At 31.5% G+C, this 19,607-nt stretch carries 17 protein-coding genes and 1 pseudogene; 11 read left to right on the top strand and 7 right to left on the bottom strand.

Going from position 1 to position 19,607, the window contains the following annotated elements:
- Window positions 1-22: 22 nt before the first annotated feature.
- Window positions 23-1,279 (bottom strand): S1C family serine protease, encoded by a 1,257-nt coding sequence (locus GVY01_RS05995; RefSeq protein WP_159333678.1) that lies wholly within the window; start codon window positions 1,277-1,279, stop codon window positions 23-25.
- A gap of 171 nt (window positions 1,280-1,450) precedes the next feature.
- On the opposite strand from GVY01_RS05995, the gene GVY01_RS05990 reads away from it, so the two are divergent.
- On the top strand, window positions 1,451-2,068 hold the full coding sequence (locus GVY01_RS05990) for a lysophospholipid acyltransferase family protein (RefSeq protein WP_017638246.1): 618 nt from the start codon (window positions 1,451-1,453) through the stop codon (window positions 2,066-2,068).
- Between the two features lie 112 nt (window positions 2,069-2,180).
- Here GVY01_RS05990 and GVY01_RS05985 read toward each other — a convergent pair whose 3' ends face one another.
- Window positions 2,181-2,504 (bottom strand): hypothetical protein, encoded by a 324-nt coding sequence (locus GVY01_RS05985; RefSeq protein ID WP_017638245.1) that lies wholly within the window; start codon window positions 2,502-2,504, stop codon window positions 2,181-2,183.
- A gap of 384 nt (window positions 2,505-2,888) precedes the next feature.
- Here GVY01_RS05985 and nagE point away from each other — a divergent pair, with 384 nt between their 5' ends.
- Window positions 2,889-4,367: an N-acetylglucosamine-specific PTS transporter subunit IIBC gene (gene nagE / locus GVY01_RS05980; protein ID WP_017638244.1), complete on the top strand. Its 1,479-nt coding sequence runs from the start codon at window positions 2,889-2,891 to the stop codon at window positions 4,365-4,367.
- A gap of 96 nt (window positions 4,368-4,463) precedes the next feature.
- A complete protein-coding gene (locus tag GVY01_RS05975; RefSeq protein ID WP_017638243.1) occupies window positions 4,464-5,588 on the top strand; it encodes an HAD family hydrolase in 1,125 nt (374 codons plus the stop codon).
- Window positions 5,589-5,665: 77 nt separating this feature from the next.
- On the opposite strand, the gene serA is transcribed toward GVY01_RS05975, so the two are convergent.
- The 3 genes and pseudogenes from serA to GVY01_RS05960 form a co-directional block, all read right to left on the bottom strand.
- Window positions 5,666-7,261, bottom strand: coding sequence for a phosphoglycerate dehydrogenase (serA, locus tag GVY01_RS05970; RefSeq protein ID WP_017638242.1), 1,596 nt, complete (start codon window positions 7,259-7,261; stop codon window positions 5,666-5,668).
- A pseudogene (locus tag GVY01_RS05965) lies at window positions 7,251-8,414 on the bottom strand (pyridoxal-phosphate-dependent aminotransferase family protein). The gene serA and the pseudogene GVY01_RS05965 overlap by 11 nt, the downstream one beginning before the upstream one ends.
- 123 nt (window positions 8,415-8,537) lie before the next feature.
- Complete coding sequence (locus GVY01_RS05960) at window positions 8,538-8,978, bottom strand: OsmC family protein (RefSeq protein WP_017638240.1); 441 nt, start codon at window positions 8,976-8,978, stop codon at window positions 8,538-8,540.
- 77 nt (window positions 8,979-9,055) lie between these two features.
- Here GVY01_RS05960 and GVY01_RS05955 point away from each other — a divergent pair, with 77 nt between their 5' ends.
- Window positions 9,056-9,793 (top strand): glycerophosphodiester phosphodiesterase, encoded by a 738-nt coding sequence (locus GVY01_RS05955; RefSeq protein ID WP_017638239.1) that lies wholly within the window; start codon window positions 9,056-9,058, stop codon window positions 9,791-9,793.
- A 108-nt stretch (window positions 9,794-9,901) separates the two neighbouring features.
- Here GVY01_RS05955 and rpsD read toward each other — a convergent pair whose 3' ends face one another.
- Window positions 9,902-10,504 carry a 30S ribosomal protein S4 gene (gene rpsD / locus GVY01_RS05950; RefSeq protein ID WP_017638238.1) on the bottom strand — a complete coding sequence of 201 codons (603 nt, stop codon included), beginning with the start codon at window positions 10,502-10,504 and terminating at the stop codon, window positions 9,902-9,904.
- A gap of 233 nt (window positions 10,505-10,737) precedes the next feature.
- Complete coding sequence (locus GVY01_RS05940; RefSeq protein ID WP_017638237.1) at window positions 10,738-11,199, bottom strand: GAF domain-containing protein; 462 nt, start codon at window positions 11,197-11,199, stop codon at window positions 10,738-10,740.
- A gap of 135 nt (window positions 11,200-11,334) precedes the next feature.
- Here GVY01_RS05940 and ezrA point away from each other — a divergent pair, with 135 nt between their 5' ends.
- The 7 genes from ezrA to GVY01_RS05905 all read left to right on the top strand — a co-directional run bounded on the left by ezrA (window position 11,335) and on the right by GVY01_RS05905 (window position 19,548).
- Window positions 11,335-13,029 (top strand): septation ring formation regulator EzrA, encoded by a 1,695-nt coding sequence (ezrA, locus tag GVY01_RS05935; RefSeq protein WP_017638236.1) that lies wholly within the window; start codon window positions 11,335-11,337, stop codon window positions 13,027-13,029.
- 240 nt (window positions 13,030-13,269) lie between these two features.
- Window positions 13,270-14,409, top strand: a complete 1,140-nt coding sequence (locus GVY01_RS05930) for a cysteine desulfurase family protein (RefSeq protein ID WP_017638235.1) — start codon at window positions 13,270-13,272, stop codon at window positions 14,407-14,409.
- Entirely contained in the window at window positions 14,409-15,632 is a 1,224-nt protein-coding gene (thiI, locus tag GVY01_RS05925) for a tRNA uracil 4-sulfurtransferase ThiI (RefSeq protein WP_017638234.1), read from the top strand. The genes GVY01_RS05930 and thiI overlap by 1 nt, the downstream gene beginning before the upstream one ends.
- 25 nt (window positions 15,633-15,657) lie before the next feature.
- A complete protein-coding gene (locus GVY01_RS05920) occupies window positions 15,658-16,434 on the top strand; it encodes a TSUP family transporter (protein ID WP_159333677.1) in 777 nt (258 codons plus the stop codon).
- Between the two features lie 227 nt (window positions 16,435-16,661).
- Window positions 16,662-17,156 carry a thiol peroxidase gene (gene tpx / locus GVY01_RS05915; RefSeq protein WP_017638232.1) on the top strand — a complete coding sequence of 165 codons (495 nt, stop codon included), beginning with the start codon at window positions 16,662-16,664 and terminating at the stop codon, window positions 17,154-17,156.
- 121 nt (window positions 17,157-17,277) lie between these two features.
- Window positions 17,278-18,225, top strand: coding sequence for a class I SAM-dependent methyltransferase (locus GVY01_RS05910; RefSeq protein ID WP_017638231.1), 948 nt, complete (start codon window positions 17,278-17,280; stop codon window positions 18,223-18,225).
- 87 nt (window positions 18,226-18,312) lie between these two features.
- Window positions 18,313-19,548: an acetate kinase gene (locus GVY01_RS05905; RefSeq protein WP_017638230.1), complete on the top strand. Its 1,236-nt coding sequence runs from the start codon at window positions 18,313-18,315 to the stop codon at window positions 19,546-19,548.
- The last annotated feature ends 59 nt before the right edge of the window (window positions 19,549-19,607 follow it).

The raw sequence follows: 19,607 nt of genomic DNA, 5'->3' as shown, positions 1-19,607 counted from the left end.
TCATCAATACCTTGTTTTACTATCATTGTGCAAATTGACTTTGTCTTTCTGAAGATGACTGTGTAGATGTTTGTGTTTGTTTTTTTAATTTAACATGAATACTTTTAGTTTTACCATCTCGGATAACTGTTAATTTAATATGCTCTCCGGGTTTCTTATGTTCATATAAATAAGTTCTTAGATCAGTATCTTCTTTAACAGTTTTATTATCAACTTTTGTTATAATATCACCTTTTTTAAGGTTACTATCATGACTCACTTTAGCAACATAAACACCAGATTGACTATCGGTATTCATTTCTTTTCTGTATGATTCAGGGATATCTTGTAAATTGATTAATCCTATACCAATAGATGGACGTTCGATTTTCCCATGCTTAACTAATTGCTCAATTGTAACTTTTACTTCATTACTAGGAATAGCAAATCCAATTCCTTCGACTTGTTCAGATGCAATTTTCATTGAGTTGATACCAACTAAATTACCATTAATATCTACAAGTGCACCACCAGAATTACCTGGGTTGATCGCTGCATCAGTTTGAAGTACATTTACTTTTGTATTGCCACCAGTCGTATTAGCATCAATTGTGCGTTCATTTGCAGAAATAATACCAGATGTGACTGAATTTGCAAATTCTAAACCGAGTGGGTTACCCATTGCAAACACGCTATCTCCTGTTTGAACTTTTGATGAATTTGCAAAATCGATTGATTTGATACCTTTAGTATTATCTATTTTTAATACAGCAATGTCTGTAACAGCATCTTTGCCGACAAGTTTAGCTTTAACTTGTTTTGAATTGTGTAATTGTACTTTTATCTCAGATGCACCATCAATAACATGGTTATTTGTTACGATATAAGCAGAACCGTCACTAATTTGATAAATAACACCTGAACCTATACCAGCTTCTTCTGGTTTAGAAGTTTTTCCTTTTAATAAATCATCAAGGTTATTTGATTTTTGCATATTAATAACTCCAACAATAGCTGGAGAAACATCTTTAATCATCTCATGGACAGAATCATATTTATCACTTTTTCCATCTAATTGATTACCGCCTTTACTATTTGACGCTTCATTAACCGTTGCACCATCATGATTTAATACAGTTTGATTAAGTATCTTACCAATTCCAAGAACGAGTAAGGCACCAATAATACCTGCAATTAATGCAACTAAAATGGTTTTAAACCACGGAAACTTAGGTTTATTATATCGAGATGGTTGTTGTTGAGAATCATAAGATTGATTCGATTGTGTATAATCTGACATATTTGACCTCCAATTTTAATAATCTCTACTCTTAATTATGTAATTTTTTTCACAAAAACGCTAGTCTTCTGCTATCAGACTTTAGACTTATTTAGAAGTTATCTTGTTCATATTGCAGGTAAATGATAAAATCTATATGTTAAATAGAAAACTATATAAGTAGGTGTAACGATGTATAAAGTGATAAGTAGTATTTTATATTTTATTTTAGTTAAATTAGGCAAATCACTATTTGTTATTGGTAAAGAAAACATTCCCAAAGACAATAATTATGTTGTGACTTGTACACATGAAAGTTATAACGAGGTTATAATGTTAGGTATGGCAATTTATCCAAATCAAATTAACTATATGGCTAAGAAAGAATTATTTAGTAATAAATGGGGCGGGAAATTCCTGAGCTCATTAAATGCGTTTCCTGTTGATAGAGAAAACCCAGGTCCAAGTACATTGAAACGACCAATTAAATTACTAAAAGAAAATAAAACTGTAGGCATATTCCCAACAGGTCATAGAACATCAATGGAAGGTGCACCATTAAAAAGAGGTGCAGCTACAATAGCTATGTTAGGTAAAGCACCTATTTTACCAGCTGCATATGTAGGACCTAAAGCATTACATGGATTAGTGACTGGGCAAGCTTTACTTAAATTTGGAGAGCCAATTGATACAAGTGATATTCCTAAAGAGTTAAAGAGAAATGAAAAAGTAGAATATTTAACTAAAGAAATTGAACGTAGAACAACTGCGCTTCAAAAAGAATTAAATGAAATAGCTAAAAATTTATAGTAAAACAATAAAGGTTGGATAATGATTCAAGTACGAATAAATCATTATCCAACCTTTTAATTTTCAGTGATATTAATAAAATAAATAAGTACTAACAATTGTAAAACTTAACTTATTGTTTAATTTTCTCGAATTTATCTTCACTGTCTGGTTTATCATCAGGCGAGTCAATCGTATATATTGCCTTTTTACCCACTTTTAAATATCCTGTTTCTCCGCCTAAATTTGCTTTAGCTAAATTTTTATGGTCTTTATCATCTTTAATAGACCCTTCAAGTGACATACCGTCAATAGTGACTTTGAGTGATTCACCTTTAATCGTAATGATATCTCCATCACTATTTTGCCATTTTCCTTCAGCTTGTTTAGTAGGGCTACTAGAACATGCTACTAATAATATACTTAAAATTGAAATTAAAACTAAAAACTTTTTCACGTTGCACCATCCTCCTTAAATATTGACTTTATTTTATCAAACAAACAAAATGTTGTGTATAATACATTTTGTATAATTTATTTTAAATGAATTAATATAAAGTTAAATATTAAGCTATTTATAGATGTATTTAATATCTTTTTTTCGAATTAAAAAGAAAGATTTCAAAAAATCACTAATTAAATATCTTGAAAAGTTCATAATTAGAGCGTATTAGCAATTTTAATTATCTTCTTATTCTGATACAATATTTAAGGATAATAATTGATGTGACGGCATTTAAGAACGCTTTCATTAAATATTAACTATAAATAACGTTGAATTATATAGTTTTGGATATCAAATACATAATTGTTGTAATTCAATCGAAAAGGGGAGAATTGAATGTATAAATTTTTTCAGAACTTAGGTCGTTCATTAATGCTTCCTGTTGCTGTCTTACCTGCTGCAGCGATTATAGTAGGGATTGGTAACGCACTTAATGCATTACATGTTTTACCTCAAGTAGCTCTATTTTTTGTAGCAGTGGGTACAACTATTTTAGGGCAATTGGGAATACTATTTGCCATTGGTGTAGCAATTGGTATGGCTAAGAAAAATGATGGTGCCGTTGCACTTGCCGCAGCATTAGGTTTCTTTGTTGTTACACAAGTACTATCACCTAAAAATTTAGCACCTATTTTACATATGAAACAAAGTTCCATAGATTTATCATTTGAAAAAATGGATAATGCTAATGTTTTTGTAGGTATTATTATTGGTTTAATTGCAGCATATACCTATAATAAATTTAGTGACACTGAATTACCAGTTGCATTATCGTTCTTTAGTGGGAAACGTTTAGTTCCAATACTAACAGCCTTTTTCTGTACTTTCTTAGCAATTATATTATTATTTGTTTGGCCAGTTGTATATGGTGCAATCATGACATTTGGAACATGGATTGTAGGTATGGGGCCATTTGGAGCCTTTATATATGGTGTAGCGAATCGACTATTAATTCCAACTGGTCTACATCATGCATTAAACACTGTATTTTGGTTTGATACAATTGGCATTAATGATATCGGTAAATTCCAAACTGGTAAAGGTGCTGTTCATGGTATAACAGGTCGATATCAAGCTGGTTTCTTCCCAATTATGATGTTTGGTATGCCAGCAGCGGCATTAGCGATGTATCATACTGCTAAAACTTCACAACAAAAGCAAGTTTATGGCTGGTTTTTAGGAAGTGCTATTGCTGCATTCTTCGTTGGTGTCACTGAACCTATTGAATTTGCGTTTATGTTTGTAGCACCTGTATTATATGTTATTCATGCTTTCTTAACAGGTCTATCACTATTTATTGCAGCACTATTCCATTGGACAGCAGGATTCTCATTTAGCGCTGGTCTTATAGATTATCTATTATCATTAATTAATCCAGTATCTAATCATCCACTCATGTTACTAGTACAAGGTGTTGTATTCTTTATCTTATACTACGTCATCTTTAGATTTGTTATTCAAGTATTTAACTTAAATACTATTGGTCGTGGAGATAATGAATTAGCTGATCCAACAGACGAAGATGCTATTGAAAAAGAAAATGATAATGGTAAACCAACTAAAACAAGTAAATATACTAAGTCAGCTTCACAAATACTGGAAGGTTTAGGTGGTAGCCAAAATATTACTACCTTAACTAATTGCGCAACAAGACTAAGACTCGAACTTAAAGACAATTCAAACATTGATGAACAAAAAATCAAGAACGCTGGAGCTGTTGGTGTAACTAAAAGTGGTCAACATTCTACGCAAGTGATTATAGGTACACATGTTCAACAAGTAGCAGATGAAATTGAAAAACAAATGGAACAATAATATTAAAGTAGAGCAAATTCATTTTTGAATTTGCTCTATTTATTTTCACCATGTATATTATATAGTATCAGAATTTTCTGAAAGGGAGTAAGATAGATGAAGTCAGTTTTATTTGATGTTGATGGTGTATTTTTAAGTGAAGAAAGATGTTTTGATGTTTCGGCATTAACAGTATATGAATTGCTAATGGATAATAATTATTTAGGTTTGGATAATAACAATAATTTAAACCATCTTGATGATGACATAATTTCAAATGTAAGGTCTAACATCTTTGTGAATGATAAAGTATTGCATCAATTAAAATCATTAGGTCTTAATTCTAATTGGGATATGCTCTATATTGTATTTTGTCTACATTTTATTAAAATCTTAAAGCTACTGCCATTAGACAAGATTGAAAATGTATTACAAACAAAGTCTATAAAACCATCGCAATTACAATTAATAGGTCAGTCTATAACCAAAGATTATCAAATTGATTATAATTTACCACTTACTTTTTTAAATTCGGTTGATAGTGGGAAAGAGAATATTTTTGCATCTTTACAGGAATTTGCTAAAAGTGAGCTTAGTGTGAGTAATGTATCACTATTTGAATTTAAAAGTTCATTATGGTATTTAACGCAATCTATATATCAAGAATGGTATTTAGGATCAACCCTATTCGAGACTGTTGAAGGTCAACCAGCATATAATAGTGATAAAACTGGCTTTATACATCAAGAAATTGTCATTCGTCCAGTTGAAGAATTGCAAAATTTGTTTAATGATTTGAAAAATGAAGGCTATCGTATTGCAATAGCAACAGGTAGACCTAGAACTGAAACGCTTGTGCCTTTTGAATCATTAGAATTATTACCATACTTCGACAATAATCACATTGTGACAGCAAGTGAAGTGATGAAGGCAGAGAATTTATATCCTAATTATAAGCCATTAGGTAAACCTAATCCTTTTAGTTATATTGCTACATTAAATGGTAATAAAGAAGAAGAATATTATAAATATGCTTCGGTACAGAATGATATTGTAAATAAAGAAGATGTTTTTATAGTAGGGGATTCTTTAGCAGATTTATTAAGTGCTAAGAAAATTGGTGCTACTTTTATAGGAACATTAACAGGATTAAAAGGTAAGCAAGCTAAATCAGAATTAGAGTCATATGAAGCGGATTATATTATTAATCATGTTGGTGAATTAAGACAAATTTTATTATAAAAATAAGCTACAGAATACATGAGTGATGTACTGGATACAACATTCATATATTTCTGTAGCTTTAATTATTTTAAGGTTCAAATCGTTAGCTTGGTACTTATAATTTTATTAAATGGTACGACTTGATTTAACTCTTCAATAATTTGTTGAGGTGCTTGTTGATCAATAGAGAGAATCATTAATGCCTGTCCACCTTCATCGGTTCTTCCTAAAGTCATTGACGCAATATTTATACCTTTAGAACCTAATAAGTTTCCAGTTTTACCTACAATACCAGGCTGGTCATTATGACATGTAACAATTTGATATTGATTAGGCTTAAAATCTAATGAGAAGTTATTAATTCTAACAATTCTAGGACCGAAACCGGCTAATACTGTACCACCGATTTTAATTGAATCTTTATCATTAGATAATGATAATTCAATATAATTACTGAAACCAGAATCATTTTTATTCTTTTCAATATTGTATGATACATCTTGTTTATTTAATAAAGCAAGGGCATTTATAATATTAACTTCATCTGCAAAATCTTCTTTTAATATATGAGTAACTATAGTTCTTGTAATTAGACTAGTATCTGCTTTTGCAACATCACCGTCATACGTCATTGTAATTTTACTTGGTGCACCACTTAATAATTGTATTCCAAATTCTCCAAGTGTTGTAGCTAAAGATAAATAATCTTTAACGTTTTGATCTACGTTATTCAAATCCATCTTAGGTGCATTAACGGCATTTTTGACAGTACCATTTGTAAGAATATCTTTCATTTCATTAGAAACTGATATAGCTACTTTTTCTTGAGCTTCTACCGTTGAAGCTCCTAAATGAGGTGTCACTATAATCTTATCGTGTTCAATTAGTGGTGAATCTGTAGGCGGTTCATGTTCAAAAACATCAATTGCTGCCCTAGAAATAAGTGACTGATCTAATGCATTTACAAGTGCTTGTTCATTAATAATACCGCCTCTTGCAACATTTATAATTTGTAAGTTTGGCTTAGCTTTTTTGAAAAATGCCTCACCTACAATACCTTTCGTTTTAGGTGTAAGTGGCGTATGGACTGTGACAAAGTCGGCATTTTCAGCAATTTCGTCAACTGTTGCTAATTTAATGTCTAATGTTTTTGCTTTATCTTCGGTTAAATAAGGGTCAAAAGCTAAGATATTCATACCAAAACTTTGCGCACGTTTGGCTACACCTAAACCAATACGACCTGCACCAATAACACCTAATGTTTTGTTATATAATTCAGTACCACGAAACGCTTTACGGTTCCATTCACCTGATTTTAAAGATTGATGCGCTTGAGGAATATTTCGAGCCATAGCTAAAATCATTGCGATTGAATGTTCGGTTGCAGATATTGTATTACCGTCTGGTGCATTGATTACTAAAATCCCTTTTAAAGTAGCTGAGTCGATGTCGATATTATCTACGCCCACGCCAGCTCTTGCAATTACTTTTAAGTTTGAAGCGGCTAGAATGATTTTATTCGTAACTTGTGTTTGACTGCGTACAATTAATCCTTCATATTCGGGAATAATATTGATTAAGTCATCTTCTGATAAATCGGTTTTGATATCAACTTCAAATTGTTCATCTTCCAATAAACTCTTTATACCCTCATTTGAAATAGGGTCGGACACTAAAATTTTATGACTCATGATGAATCACCTCCATGAATTTAGATATACCTGTTCCGATATAATTAGTTTTTCTTGCTTCAGTAAAGATTAGTTCTAAAGCTGATACGACGGATAATATATCAAATGGAGAAATCTTACCCATATGTCCTATTCTTAGGATTTTCCCTTTTAAATGTCCTTGTCCTCCGGCAATTGTAATATTAAATCGGGATTTAAGTTGGTTTTTAATTAATGATAGTTCATCTTTTGTATTAGGAATGAAAGCTGTGACAGTAGGGGAAGCTACATCATCATCATCAACTAATAATTTAAGGTTTAAGGCTGTTAAAGCAGCACGGAGAGCATCTCTTATAAGATAGTGTCTTTCAATAACATGGTTGAAGCCCTCATGTTTAACCAAATCAACATATGCATTAACGCCTCTAAATAGCGCAACATTAGGTGTAAAAGGCGTTGAGTGATTATTTGCTGAATCAATATATTTATTTAAATCAAGATAGAATCTAGGTGTAGTTACTTCGTTAAATCTTTGCTTTGCTCTATCATTATAAGCTACAAATGCCAATCCAGGAGGTAGCATAATAGCTTTCTGACTACCTGAAACTAAGACATCTATATTGTCTTTGACTAAATCTACTTCAACAGCTCCAATACAGCTAACGCCATCCACTACAAAAAAGATATCTTTATCATATGTTTTAAGTGATTTTCCTAGTTTATGGATAGGGTGTAAAACGCCAGTTGATGTTTCACAAAATTGAGAGAACACAGCTGTTATTTTTACATTTAGTGATTTGATATAGTCTATAAACTGGTCAACATTAACTGATTTTCCCCAAGTAACCTCAAAGACGTGCACATTGCTATAATACGTTTCAGCTATTTGTTTGAACCGATTACCAAATGCACCTGAAACTATAATGACAATATGATCGTCAGGGTTAGCGATATTTAACATACTTGCTTCAAGTACGCTTGTACCACTTGAAGTTAATATTATAATATCGTTTTGTGCGCCAAATATCGGTTTTAAGCCGCTAAATGCTTCTTAAGCAATCGTCTCAAAATCGGGAGAACGATGACCTACCATAGGTAATTGAATTTGAGCCATAATTTCATCAGGTACAGGGGTTGGTCCAGGTGTAAGTAAAAGGGGTTGATAATAATGCATAAAATATTCCTCCAACTGTAAGATTTAATTATTTTAACAAATATTCTGAAAATTTAAAAGATAAAATTAAAAGCTACCAGTCCGATTACTATTAATCACAAAAGAACTGATAGCTAGAATGTATTATTTAATTGTTGGTTTAATATGTACAGCAACGTTATTGCGAATTGAGTTAGAGATCATACAGTTATTGTCAGCAATTTTTAACAATTTAGGTAATCGATTTTCAAGACTTTCTCTATTATGTGGTGCAACTTCGATTTCAGGATAATGCGTAATGGAATCCATTCTGAATTTAACATTTTCAAATATAGCAGTGCCTATAGATGATTGTGTTATAGAAATATCATCGTAACCTGCTCTTTCAAGTGTAGCTGCTAATGAAATAATGTAACATGAAGAGGCAGCACTAACTAATAATTCGTCTGGATTCGTACCGACACCATTTCCGCCAAGTGTACTAGGTATAGATATTTGCTCATTAATAATATCACCTGTAACGTTGCCAACTTCATTTCTACCACCATGCCATTTTGTTTGAACTTTAAAATCATGTTGAACCATTTAAATTGACCTCCTGTGTCATTATGGTAATTTAAGTTTAGAATATATCTAAACAAATTAAAAGAAAGGTGACTTTCATGACAATTGAACGACCAAACCAATCATTCAAGTTAATCGCGCATAGAGGATTACCTAAAGATTATCCAGAAAATACATTGATTGGGTATCAACATGCGTTAGATTTACCGATTGATATGTTAGAAATTGATTTGCATTATACTAAAGATAAAAAACTAGTTGTAATTCATGATGATACAATTGATCGTACTTCTAATGGAAAGGGAAAAGTAAAAGATTATACACTAGCTGAGTTAAGACAATTTGATTTCGGATCAAATCATGATGGTCAACCGAATCATATACCCATTCCCACATTTGATGAAGTGTTACAATTACATTCAAATAGTTCTAAAACATTACTTATTGAAATTAAAAAGCCAAGTCAATACCCAGGTATTGAAACAATGATTGTAGACAAACTTAAAGAATATAAAGTTCCAACTAAAAAAGTGATTTTACAATCATTTGATTTTAATAGTGTGAAAAAACTTTCAGATATGAAAATAGAATATGAATTAGGAGTATTAATTAGTAAGAAAAAATATTGGTATAAGTTACCTAACTTTAAAGAAATCGCTCAAGTAGCCAATTATGTAAATCCTAACTTTAGTCTCGTAAATAAACATTTTATGGACAAAGCACATAGCGAATATTTAAAGGTTATGCCTTATACAGTTAATGAGACGAAAGATGCAAATCATCTTATCAACTTAAAAGTGGATGGCCTTATAACAGATATACCAGATAAATTGTAAATAGAAGAGGGGAAACAAACATAACGTTAGTTTCTCCTTTTTTAAAGATTAAAAGATATAAAAAACACCCAATCTCCAAAAGGAAATTGGGTGGAAAATATAAACCAATTATCTTGAGTAGTACTCAACGATTAATTGTTCATTGATTTCAGCTGGTAACTCGCTACGTTCAGGGAAACGAACGAAAGTTCCTTTTAAGTTGTCAGCATCAAAGTTTAAATATTCAGGTACGAAGTTGTTGATTTCAACAGACTCAGTAATGATATCTAATTTTTGTGATTTTTCACGAACGCTGATTTCTTGACCAGGTTTTAATGAATATGATGGGATGTCTACGCGACGGCCATCAACTTCAATGTGACCATGGTTAACTAATTGACGTGCTTGACGACGAGTACGTGCTAAACCTAATGAATAAACTACTGCGTCTAAACGACTTGCAAGTAAAATCATGAAGTTTTCACCGTGTACACCGTATTGTTTAGCAGCGATGTCAAAAGTGTTACGGAATTGACGTTCTGTCATTCCATATAAATAACGCAATTTTTGTTTTTCACGTAATTGTAAACCATATTCTGATAATTTTTTACGTTGGTTTGGACCATGTTGTCCTGGTGCGTAAGGACGTTTTTCTAATTCTTTACCTGTACCGCTTAATGAAATACCTAAGCGACGAGATTTTTTCCAGTTTGAACCTCTGAATCGAGCCATAATAAGACTCCTCCTTTTTCTTTTTTGTTGTTATGAATAAACAAAAAAGAGTGTTATATGCTTATTAAGATATGTTGTTTTATGTGTCTTCACCTTATAGCGACAGTTACACGACACGTCCACATTGGGAACAACATAGCGCTCAATAATATACAACTGCTATTTTCGTTAATTCACACAAATTTCATTGTACCAGTTTATATAGAAGAGTCAATACTTTTATACTAAATTAGTTATATTTGATTTTCTATAATCGAAACGATTTTTTCCAATCCTATTCTATCTTGATCATTAAATCTATTTTTTATTGGCGCATCAATATCTAAAACGCCTATAATTTTACCATCCTTATGAATTGGTACAACAATTTCTGAATTACTATTTGCATCACAAGCAATGTGACCTGGAAATTGATGGACATCTTTCACAACTTGTGTTTCATTAGTAGAGACTGCAGTTCCGCATACACCTTTTCCGATTTGAATGTGGACACAAGCAGGATGACCTTGAAAAGGACCTAAGATAAGTTCGTTTTCCTCTATTAAATAGAAGCCGACCCAATTAACTTTATCCATATTGTCATTAATAAGCGCAGAGGCATTACTTAATATAGCAATTAAATTAGATTCATCTTCTATTAGACTAGAGAGCTGTTTTTGTAATAAGTCATAATTTGTATTTTTAATGTCTATCATAACCTGTCCCCTTAAATAATATTTTACAATAGTATAAGGTGTTTAAAATATTCTATCAATAAATACATTTTCTGATTTAATGAAACGATAAATTACGTTATAATAATGAATGATAACATAGGAGGAGAAGTACATATGGTGTTATATATCATTTTAGCAATAATTGTTATTATACTGATTGCTGTAGGTATAATGTTTTATTTGCGCTCGAACAAACGACAGCTCATTGAAAAGGCTGAAGAACGTAAAGTTGAAATTGAAACTCTACCTTTTGACCAAAACATTAAAAAATTATCAAGCTTAAACTTGAAAGGTGAAACTAAAACTAAATACGACGCAATGAAAAAAGACAACTTAGAAAATACTAATAATTACTTAGCTCCTGTTGAGGAAAAAATTCACAATGCTGAGGAGTTATTAGATAAGTTTAATTTTTCAGGTGCTCAAGCTGAAATCGATGATGCTCACGAATTAATGGATCAATATGAAGCTAGTTATAATAACCAAGTTTCACAAGTAGATGAGATTTTAGCACTACATAAAGATAATGAATCGTTATATGAAAAGTGCAAAGTTGATCATCGTGAAATGAAAAGGGATATTTTAGCTAATCGTCATCAATATGGTGAAGCTGCAAATCCATTGGAAACAGAAATTGAAAATTTTGAACCTAAATTATCTCAATATGAAGTATTAAAAGCTGATGGCAATTATGTGCAAGCACACAATCATATTTCAGCATTACATGAAGAGATGCAAAGTTTAAAAGAATATATGGAAGAAATTCCAGAATTAATCCGTGAAGCACAAAAAGAATTACCTGGTCAATTCCAAGACTTGAAATATGGTTGCAGAGATCTAAAAGTAGAAGGATACGATTTAGACCATGTCAAAGTTGATGGAACAGTTCAAAGCTTGAAAACAGAATTAAGTTTTGTTGAACCTATGATTAGTAGATTAGAATTAAACGAAGCAAATGATAAACTTGAATATATCAATGATAAATTAGATGAAATGTATGATTTAATTGAACATGAAGTTAAGGCTAAAAATGAAGTAGAAGAAACTAAAGATGTTATCACTGATGATTTATTTAAAGCCAAAGACATGAATTATACATTGAAAACAGAAATTGAATATGTTCGTGAAAATTATTATATTAATGAATCAGATGTTCAAAGCGTAAGACAATTTGAAAATGAAATTCAAAATCTTATCTCTGTATATGATGAAATTCTTAAAGAAATGTCTAAATCTGCAGTTCGCTATAGTGAAGTACAAGATAATTTACAATATCTAGAAGATCACGTGAGCGTTATTAATGAAAAACAAGATAAACTACAAAATCATTTAATTCAATTACGTGAAGATGAAGCAGAAGCTGAAGATAATTTAATTCGCGTACAATCTAAAAAAGAAGAAGTTTATCGCCGATTACTTGCTTCTAACTTGCCAAGTGTTCCGGAAAGATTCATTATTATGAAAAATGAAATAGATTATGAAGTTCGTGAAGTAGATGAACAATTTAGTGATAGACCAATACATGTAAAACAATTAAAAGACAAAGTTGCTAAAATTGTTATTCAGATGAACACATTTGAAGATGAAGCTAATGATGTATTAGTTAATGCAGTTTACGCTGAAAAACTAATCCAATACGGTAATAGATATCGTAAAGATTACCAAAGCATTGATAAAAGCTTAAACGAAGCGGAACGTTTATTTAAAAACAACCGTTACAAACGTTCAATCGAAATTTCAGAACAAGCACTTGAAAGTGTAGAACCAGGAATTACTAAGCATATTGAAGAACAAGTAATTAAAGAATAATTGATATTAATTAATAGAGACATGATTTCCATATAATTGGAAGTCATGTCTTTTATTTTTATAAAAAAATAGTATAATGCTTGAGTATGCTTATTTAGAATATTAAATGGTAAAATACCTCAATAATACATAATAATTATTAATATAAATAAACGAGATAAAACGCTATAAAAAATAGAAATGATTATCCTAAATGTTTAGATTAAACTTAAAAATTTTCAAGAAAGAGAAGTGTTATCAATGATTTATTTAGATAATGCAGCTACTACAAAAGTTGATTCAAGTGTAATGAATTCTTTTGTGAAAGTTAATGAATCACTTTATTTCAATCCCAATAGTCCTCATCAAGCAGGTCTTCAAGCTGAAAAACTATTACAACAAGCAAAAGAGCAAATCAATCAAGCACTTAAATTAAATCATTTATATGATATTATTTTCACAAGTGGTGCAACTGAATCGAACAATATGGCTTTGAAAGGTATAGCTTATCGTAAAAAAGATACTGCTAATGAAATTATCACGTCAGTATTAGAGCATCCTTCTGTATTAGAAGTTGTAAGATATTTAGCTGAAAAAGAAGGATTCATATTAAAATATGTCAATGTTAAACCTAATGGACAAATAGATATTGAACATTTCAAAGCATTGATGAATGATCGTGTAGGGCTTGTAACATGTATGTATGTGAATAATATTATGGGACAAATTCAACCCATTCAACAAATCGTAAACATATTAAAAGAATATCCAAAAGCACATTTTCACATTGACGCCGTACAAGCACTAGGAAAAATCCCGTTAAAATTAGACGGAATTGATAGTTTAAGTTTAAGTGGGCACAAATTTAACGGACTTAAAGGGCAAGGTTTATTAATTACTAGAACAGCTCATAATCTCGAACCAATTATTCATGGTGGTGGACAAGAATTTGGTGTTCGTAGCGGCACAGTCAATTTACCGATGGCGGTATCAATGGTTAAAGCAATCAATCAAGCTGTTCAACAAACTGAACAATTAAACCAAACATTATCTTCTTATCAACAACAAATAAGAGAAATGGTTGAAACTTATCCTGGTGTGAAAATAAACTCTCCAGAAGATGCAGCGCCACAAATCATTAATATAGGTTTCCCTGGTGTAAAAGGCGAAGTATTAGTTAATGCATTTTCTAAACAAGATATAATGGTTTCTACTACGAGTGCATGTTCCTCTAAAAGAGGAAAACTGAATGAAGTATTATTAGCTATGGGAATACCGGAAAAGCAAATCGAAGGCAGTATCCGATTATCAATGGGTCAAACTACCACACAAGCTGATATTGATACATTTAAAGAAAAATTTGAACTAATATATAAAGAAATCAAGGAGTTGTTGAAATAATGAAATACGACCATTTAATCGTAAGATATGGTGAGTTAACGCTTAAAGGTTCTAACCGTAAAAAGTTTGTTAACCAATTAAAAACCAATGTGACTAGAGCGTTAAAACCTCTAGAAGGATTTCATATCAAAGGTAAAAGAGACCGTATGTATATTGAATTATCAGATGAAGCTGATATTGATGAAATCATTGACCGTTTATCAAAAGTATATGGTATCAAATCAATCAGTCCAGTATTAAAAGCAGAAAAAAATGATCAAGCAATTGCTGAAGTAGCTGTGCGTTTAGCACAATCATTTGAAAAAGGTTCTACATTTAAAATTGACGTCAAAAGATCTGATAAATCGTACCACAAAGACACTTATGAATTACAACGTGAAATTGGTGGCGAAGTATTAAAAAATGTTGAAGGTTTAACAGTAGATGTTAAACGTCCACAACATGAAATTCGAGTAGAAGTTCGATTAGATGCAATTTATTTATATGTAGATGTTATACAAGGATCAGGTGGTTTACCTGTAGGTACTGGTGGTAAGACGTTATTGATGCTATCAGGAGGTATAGATTCACCTGTTGCTGGTATGGAAGTTATGAAACGTGGCGTAACTATTGAAGCCATACATTTCCATAGTCCACCATTCACAAGTGAAAAGGCTAAGGAAAAAGTCATTGAATTAACACGTATTTTATCAGAACGTGTGGGTCCAATTAAGTTGCATATTGTACCTTTTACTGAATTACAGAAGCAAATTAATAAATCAGTTCATCCAAGATATACAATGACATCTACAAGACGTTTGATGATGAGAGTGGCTGATCAATTAGTTCATAAAATTGGTGCGTTGGGTATTGTAAACGGTGAAAACTTAGGTCAAGTGGCTAGTCAAACATTAAATAGTATGTATGCCATAAACCATGTTACGTCAACACCGGTGTTACGACCATTGTTAACACTTGATAAAGAAGACATTGTTAAAAAAGCAAAAGACATTGGTACGTTTGAGGTGTCTATACAACCATATGAAGATTGTTGTACGATTTTCACACCTAAAAATCCTGTTACAGAACCTGATTTTGATAAAGTTGTAGAATATGAAAGTGTATTTAATTTCGATGATATGGTTGACGAAGCAGTTGAAAATATTGAAACGATAACTATAGATAAAAATTATAAATCTGAAAAAGATAAAACAACTGATGCTTTAATTGAAGATTTATTTTAATAGATTAGCGTAAAGGGGTCATGTCATGGGATGGGATGTATACGTTATATTAATCATAGTTTTATTTGGCTTTTTAGCTGCATTTATTGATTCGGTTGTAGGCGGTGGAGGTTTAATTTCAACCCCTGCACTATTAGCAATAGGGCTGCCACCTGCAGTTGCATTAGGTACAAATAAATTAGCTAGTTCTATTGGAACATTAACGAGTACAATTAAATTCGTTAGGTCAGGCAATGTAGATTTAAAGATTGTAGCGAAATTATTTCCTTTTGTACTTGTGGCTTCAGTGGGCGGGGCATATTTAGCAACAATGCTTCCTGCACAATTGCTAAAACCATTAATCATAGTCGCTTTGTCATTGGTATTTATATATACGCTTGTTAAAAAGGACTGGGGATCAGTACGTACCTTTACTTCTTTTACACCTATAAAAGCAACTATGTTTGTTATAGCTTATCTCATCATTGGTTTTTATGATGGATTTATTGGTGGTGGCACAGGTTCTTTTATGTTATTTGTATTACTAATGTTTGGTTTTGATTTTTTAAGTGCTGCAGGTAATGCTAAAGTACTTAATTTTGCATCGAACATAGGTGCACTTATATTATTTATGTCATTAGGACAAGTAAATTATTTTTATGGAATGATTATGGCGATAAGTATGATAGTAGGTTCATATGTTGGAGCCCAATTTGCAATAAGTAAAGGCGTAGGTTACGTAAAAGTATTATTTATAATCGTTACAGCAGTTTTAATTGTTAAAAATGCATATGATTATATTATACATCTGCTTACAAATTAAATAACTATAATAAAGCAAATCAAGAATGGTATTAATGCACATTGTATTAAAATATCTTTTGATTTGCTTTTTTATTTTCAATAAAATAAGTGTGGATAAGATATTCATGATTAACACACGTAATGACACGGATAAATTTTTAAAATATAAAAGTTTAAAATTGAATTTAGTCTTACTGTTATCGTATGATATAAATGTATGAAAATTATTTATAGGAGGTCATAACGATGACTGAAATTACTTTTAGTAACAATCCAGTAACATTATCAGGACAACAAGTGAATGTAGGAGATATTGCACCTGATTTTACAGTATTAGATAATGATTTAAATCAAAAATCATTAGATGACTATGCTAATAAGAAAAAATTAATTAGTGTTGTACCATCAATTGATACAGGTGTATGTGACCAACAAACGCGTAAATTCAACGAAGAAGCTTCACAAGAAGATGGTGTTGTATTAACAATTTCAGTTGACCTACCATTTGCACAAAAAAGATGGTGCGCTTCTAATGGTTTAGAAAATGTTGTTACATTAAGCGACCATAGAGACTTATCATTTGGTGAGAACTTTGGTGTAGTAATGGAAGGAATGAGATTATTAGCTCGTTCTGTATTCGTACTAGATCAAGATAATAAAGTGGTTTATAAAGAAATTGTGAATGAAGGAACAAACTTCCCAGATTTTGATAAAGCTTTAGAAGCATATAAAAATTTATAAGAATTAAATTTTAGATACCGATTTGAATAGTAAGTGCCCATCTTTTTAAAAGTGATAAAATGATAAAATATTGATTTTCACTATCGAAATGATGGGCACTTTTTATAGAGAGGGAATTAAAATGACTGAAGAAAATACGATTATGGAAAAGTTATTCCAGCACTTAGATGAAAAAGCTAAAACTTTAAATCAAGAAAATGGGCAAAGTTTTATAGAAAATCTAGGTTTAGCTATGGAAGACGTTTATACAAGCCAACGAGAAATGTTGGAACAAGCAACATTGCAAGATCGAAGAAAAGCTTTCCAATTTGCATATTTAAGTTTAATGCAAGAGGAAAATATTCAAGCGAACCATCAAATCACACCAGATTCTATTGGACTTATTTTAGGATTCTTGGTGCAACGATTTAAGCAAAATAAAGAAGAGATGCATGTTGTCGATATTGCTAGTGGTGCTGGACATTTAAGTGCGGCTGTTAAAGAAGTATTAACCGATAAAACAATTATGCATCATCTTATAGAAGTGGATCCTGTATTATCAAGAGTTAGTGTGCATTTAGCAAATTATCTTGAAATCCCGTTTGATGTTTACCCACAAGACGCTATTATGCCATTACCACTAGAAGAAGCAGATATCATTATTGGTGACTTACCAATTGGGTATTATCCAGTTGACGAACGTAGTAAAGAAATGAAATTAGGTTTCGAAGAGGGACATAGTTACTCACACTATTTACTTATTGAACAAGCTGTAAATGCATTAAAAGGGGCAGGATATGCATTTTTAGTTGTTCCAAGTGAATTATTTTCAGGAGAACATGTGAAACAGTTAGAAAAATTCATTACTACAGAAACAGAGATGCAAGCATTTCTTAATTTACCATCAACATTATTTAAAAATGAGAAAGCTCGTAAATCTATATTGATTTTACAAAAGAAAGAAAATGGTGTTACAAAACCAGTTGAAGTATTTTTAGCTAATATTCCTGATTTCAAAAATCCACAACAATTCCAAGGTTTTATGTCTGAATTAAATCAGTGGATGGACACAAATCATACAAAAAAATAATCTGTAACAGTATAGAATTCAAACTGTGTTAATGATAAAATAAACTATGAAAAATATAATTAAACAAACGATGGAGGACAAAATATTATGTCAAAATTAATTTTGGCGATTAATGCTGGTAGCTCTTCTTTGAAGTTCCAGCTTATTAGAATGCCTGAAGAAAAAACAGTTACCAAAGGCGTTGTTGAAAGAATTGGTATGAAAGATTCAATTTTTACAATCTTAGTTGAAGGGGAAAAACTAACCGAAGTCAAAGATATCAAAGACCATGAAGAAGCGGTAGATATTATGTTGGCGAAATTCAAAGAACATAATATTATTCAAGATATCTATGAAATTCAAGGGACAGGACATCGAGTTGTACACGGTGGCGAAACATTTCCTTCATCAGCTGTAGTAACTGACGAAGTTGAAGAACAAATTGAGGCATTGAGTGAGCTAGCACCATTGCATAACCCAGCTAACTTGATGGGTATTAGAGCATTTAGAAAGCTTTTACCAGAAATACCACATGTAGCGGTTTTCGATACATCATTCCACCAAACTATGCCTGAACAGGCTTATTTATATAGTTTACCTTATCGTTATTATGAAGATTACGGAATTCGTAAATATGGTTTCCATGGTACTAGTCATAAATATGTTTCACGTCGTGCAGCAGAAATCTTAGGTAAACCAATTGAAGATTTACGCATTATTTCATGTCATATTGGTAATGGTGCATCAGTTGCTGCGATAGATGGAGGAGAATCAATTGATACTTCAATGGGATTCACTCCATTAGCAGGAGTAACTATGGGTACACGTTCAGGTAACCTTGACCCAGCGTTAATTCCATATATTATGGAGAAAACTGGTAAAAATGCTGATGAAGTGTTAAATATTCTTAATAAAGAGTCTGGATTATTAGGATTAACAGGTACTTCAAGTGACTTACGTGATTTAACAGAAGAAGCTAAACATGGACGTCATAGATCACGTGTTGCATTAGATTTATTCGCTTCAAAAATCCATAAATATATCGGTTCTTATGCAGCAAGAATGCATGGCGTAGATGTAATTGTGTTTACTGCTGGTATAGGTGAAAACTCACATATCATTCGTGGTAAAGTGTTAGAAGGACTAGAGTTTATGGGCGTTTATTGGGATCCTAAGAAAAATGAAAATCTTCATGGTGAAGAAGGCGAAATCAATTACCCACATTCACCTGTTAAAGTACTCGTTGTACCAACAGATGAAGAAGTTATGATTTCAAGAGACGTAGTTAAATATGGTGGCTTATCTGTAGAAGAAGAATCATCAGAAAATGCTGAGTCAAAATAAAAAAATTAAGTGTAACTAAAAATACCACTATCTAAAGTTAGATAGTGGTATTTTTTCTA

Source organism: Staphylococcus sp. 8AQ, from assembly GCF_902506595.1.
Taxonomy (GTDB): Bacteria; Bacillota; Bacilli; order Staphylococcales; family Staphylococcaceae; genus Staphylococcus; species Staphylococcus pasteuri.
The sequence above is the reverse complement of the archived record's forward strand: the minus strand, read 5'-3'. Positions and strand labels throughout refer to the sequence as shown.

What these genes read in the sequence shown, in the direction of transcription:
- GVY01_RS05995 (WP_159333678.1), bottom strand. Translation starts at nt 1,279, where the DNA reads ATGTCAGATTATACACAATCGAATCAATCTTATGATTCTCAACAACAA.
- GVY01_RS05990 (WP_017638246.1), top strand. Translation starts at nt 1,451, where the DNA reads ATGTATAAAGTGATAAGTAGTATTTTATATTTTATTTTAGTTAAATTA.
- nagE (WP_017638244.1), top strand. Translation starts at nt 2,889, where the DNA reads ATGTATAAATTTTTTCAGAACTTAGGTCGTTCATTAATGCTTCCTGTT.
- GVY01_RS05975 (WP_017638243.1), top strand. Translation starts at nt 4,464, where the DNA reads ATGAAGTCAGTTTTATTTGATGTTGATGGTGTATTTTTAAGTGAAGAA.
- serA (WP_017638242.1), bottom strand. Translation starts at nt 7,261, where the DNA reads ATGAGTCATAAAATTTTAGTGTCCGACCCTATTTCAAATGAGGGTATA.
- GVY01_RS05960 (WP_017638240.1), bottom strand. Translation starts at nt 8,978, where the DNA reads ATGGTTCAACATGATTTTAAAGTTCAAACAAAATGGCATGGTGGTAGA.
- GVY01_RS05955 (WP_017638239.1), top strand. Translation starts at nt 9,056, where the DNA reads ATGACAATTGAACGACCAAACCAATCATTCAAGTTAATCGCGCATAGA.
- rpsD (WP_017638238.1), bottom strand. Translation starts at nt 10,504, where the DNA reads ATGGCTCGATTCAGAGGTTCAAACTGGAAAAAATCTCGTCGCTTAGGT.
- GVY01_RS05940 (WP_017638237.1), bottom strand. Translation starts at nt 11,199, where the DNA reads ATGATAGACATTAAAAATACAAATTATGACTTATTACAAAAACAGCTC.
- ezrA (WP_017638236.1), top strand. Translation starts at nt 11,335, where the DNA reads ATGGTGTTATATATCATTTTAGCAATAATTGTTATTATACTGATTGCT.
- GVY01_RS05930 (WP_017638235.1), top strand. Translation starts at nt 13,270, where the DNA reads ATGATTTATTTAGATAATGCAGCTACTACAAAAGTTGATTCAAGTGTA.
- thiI (WP_017638234.1), top strand. Translation starts at nt 14,409, where the DNA reads ATGAAATACGACCATTTAATCGTAAGATATGGTGAGTTAACGCTTAAA.
- GVY01_RS05920 (WP_159333677.1), top strand. Translation starts at nt 15,658, where the DNA reads ATGGGATGGGATGTATACGTTATATTAATCATAGTTTTATTTGGCTTT.
- tpx (WP_017638232.1), top strand. Translation starts at nt 16,662, where the DNA reads ATGACTGAAATTACTTTTAGTAACAATCCAGTAACATTATCAGGACAA.
- GVY01_RS05910 (WP_017638231.1), top strand. Translation starts at nt 17,278, where the DNA reads ATGACTGAAGAAAATACGATTATGGAAAAGTTATTCCAGCACTTAGAT.
- GVY01_RS05905 (WP_017638230.1), top strand. Translation starts at nt 18,313, where the DNA reads ATGTCAAAATTAATTTTGGCGATTAATGCTGGTAGCTCTTCTTTGAAG.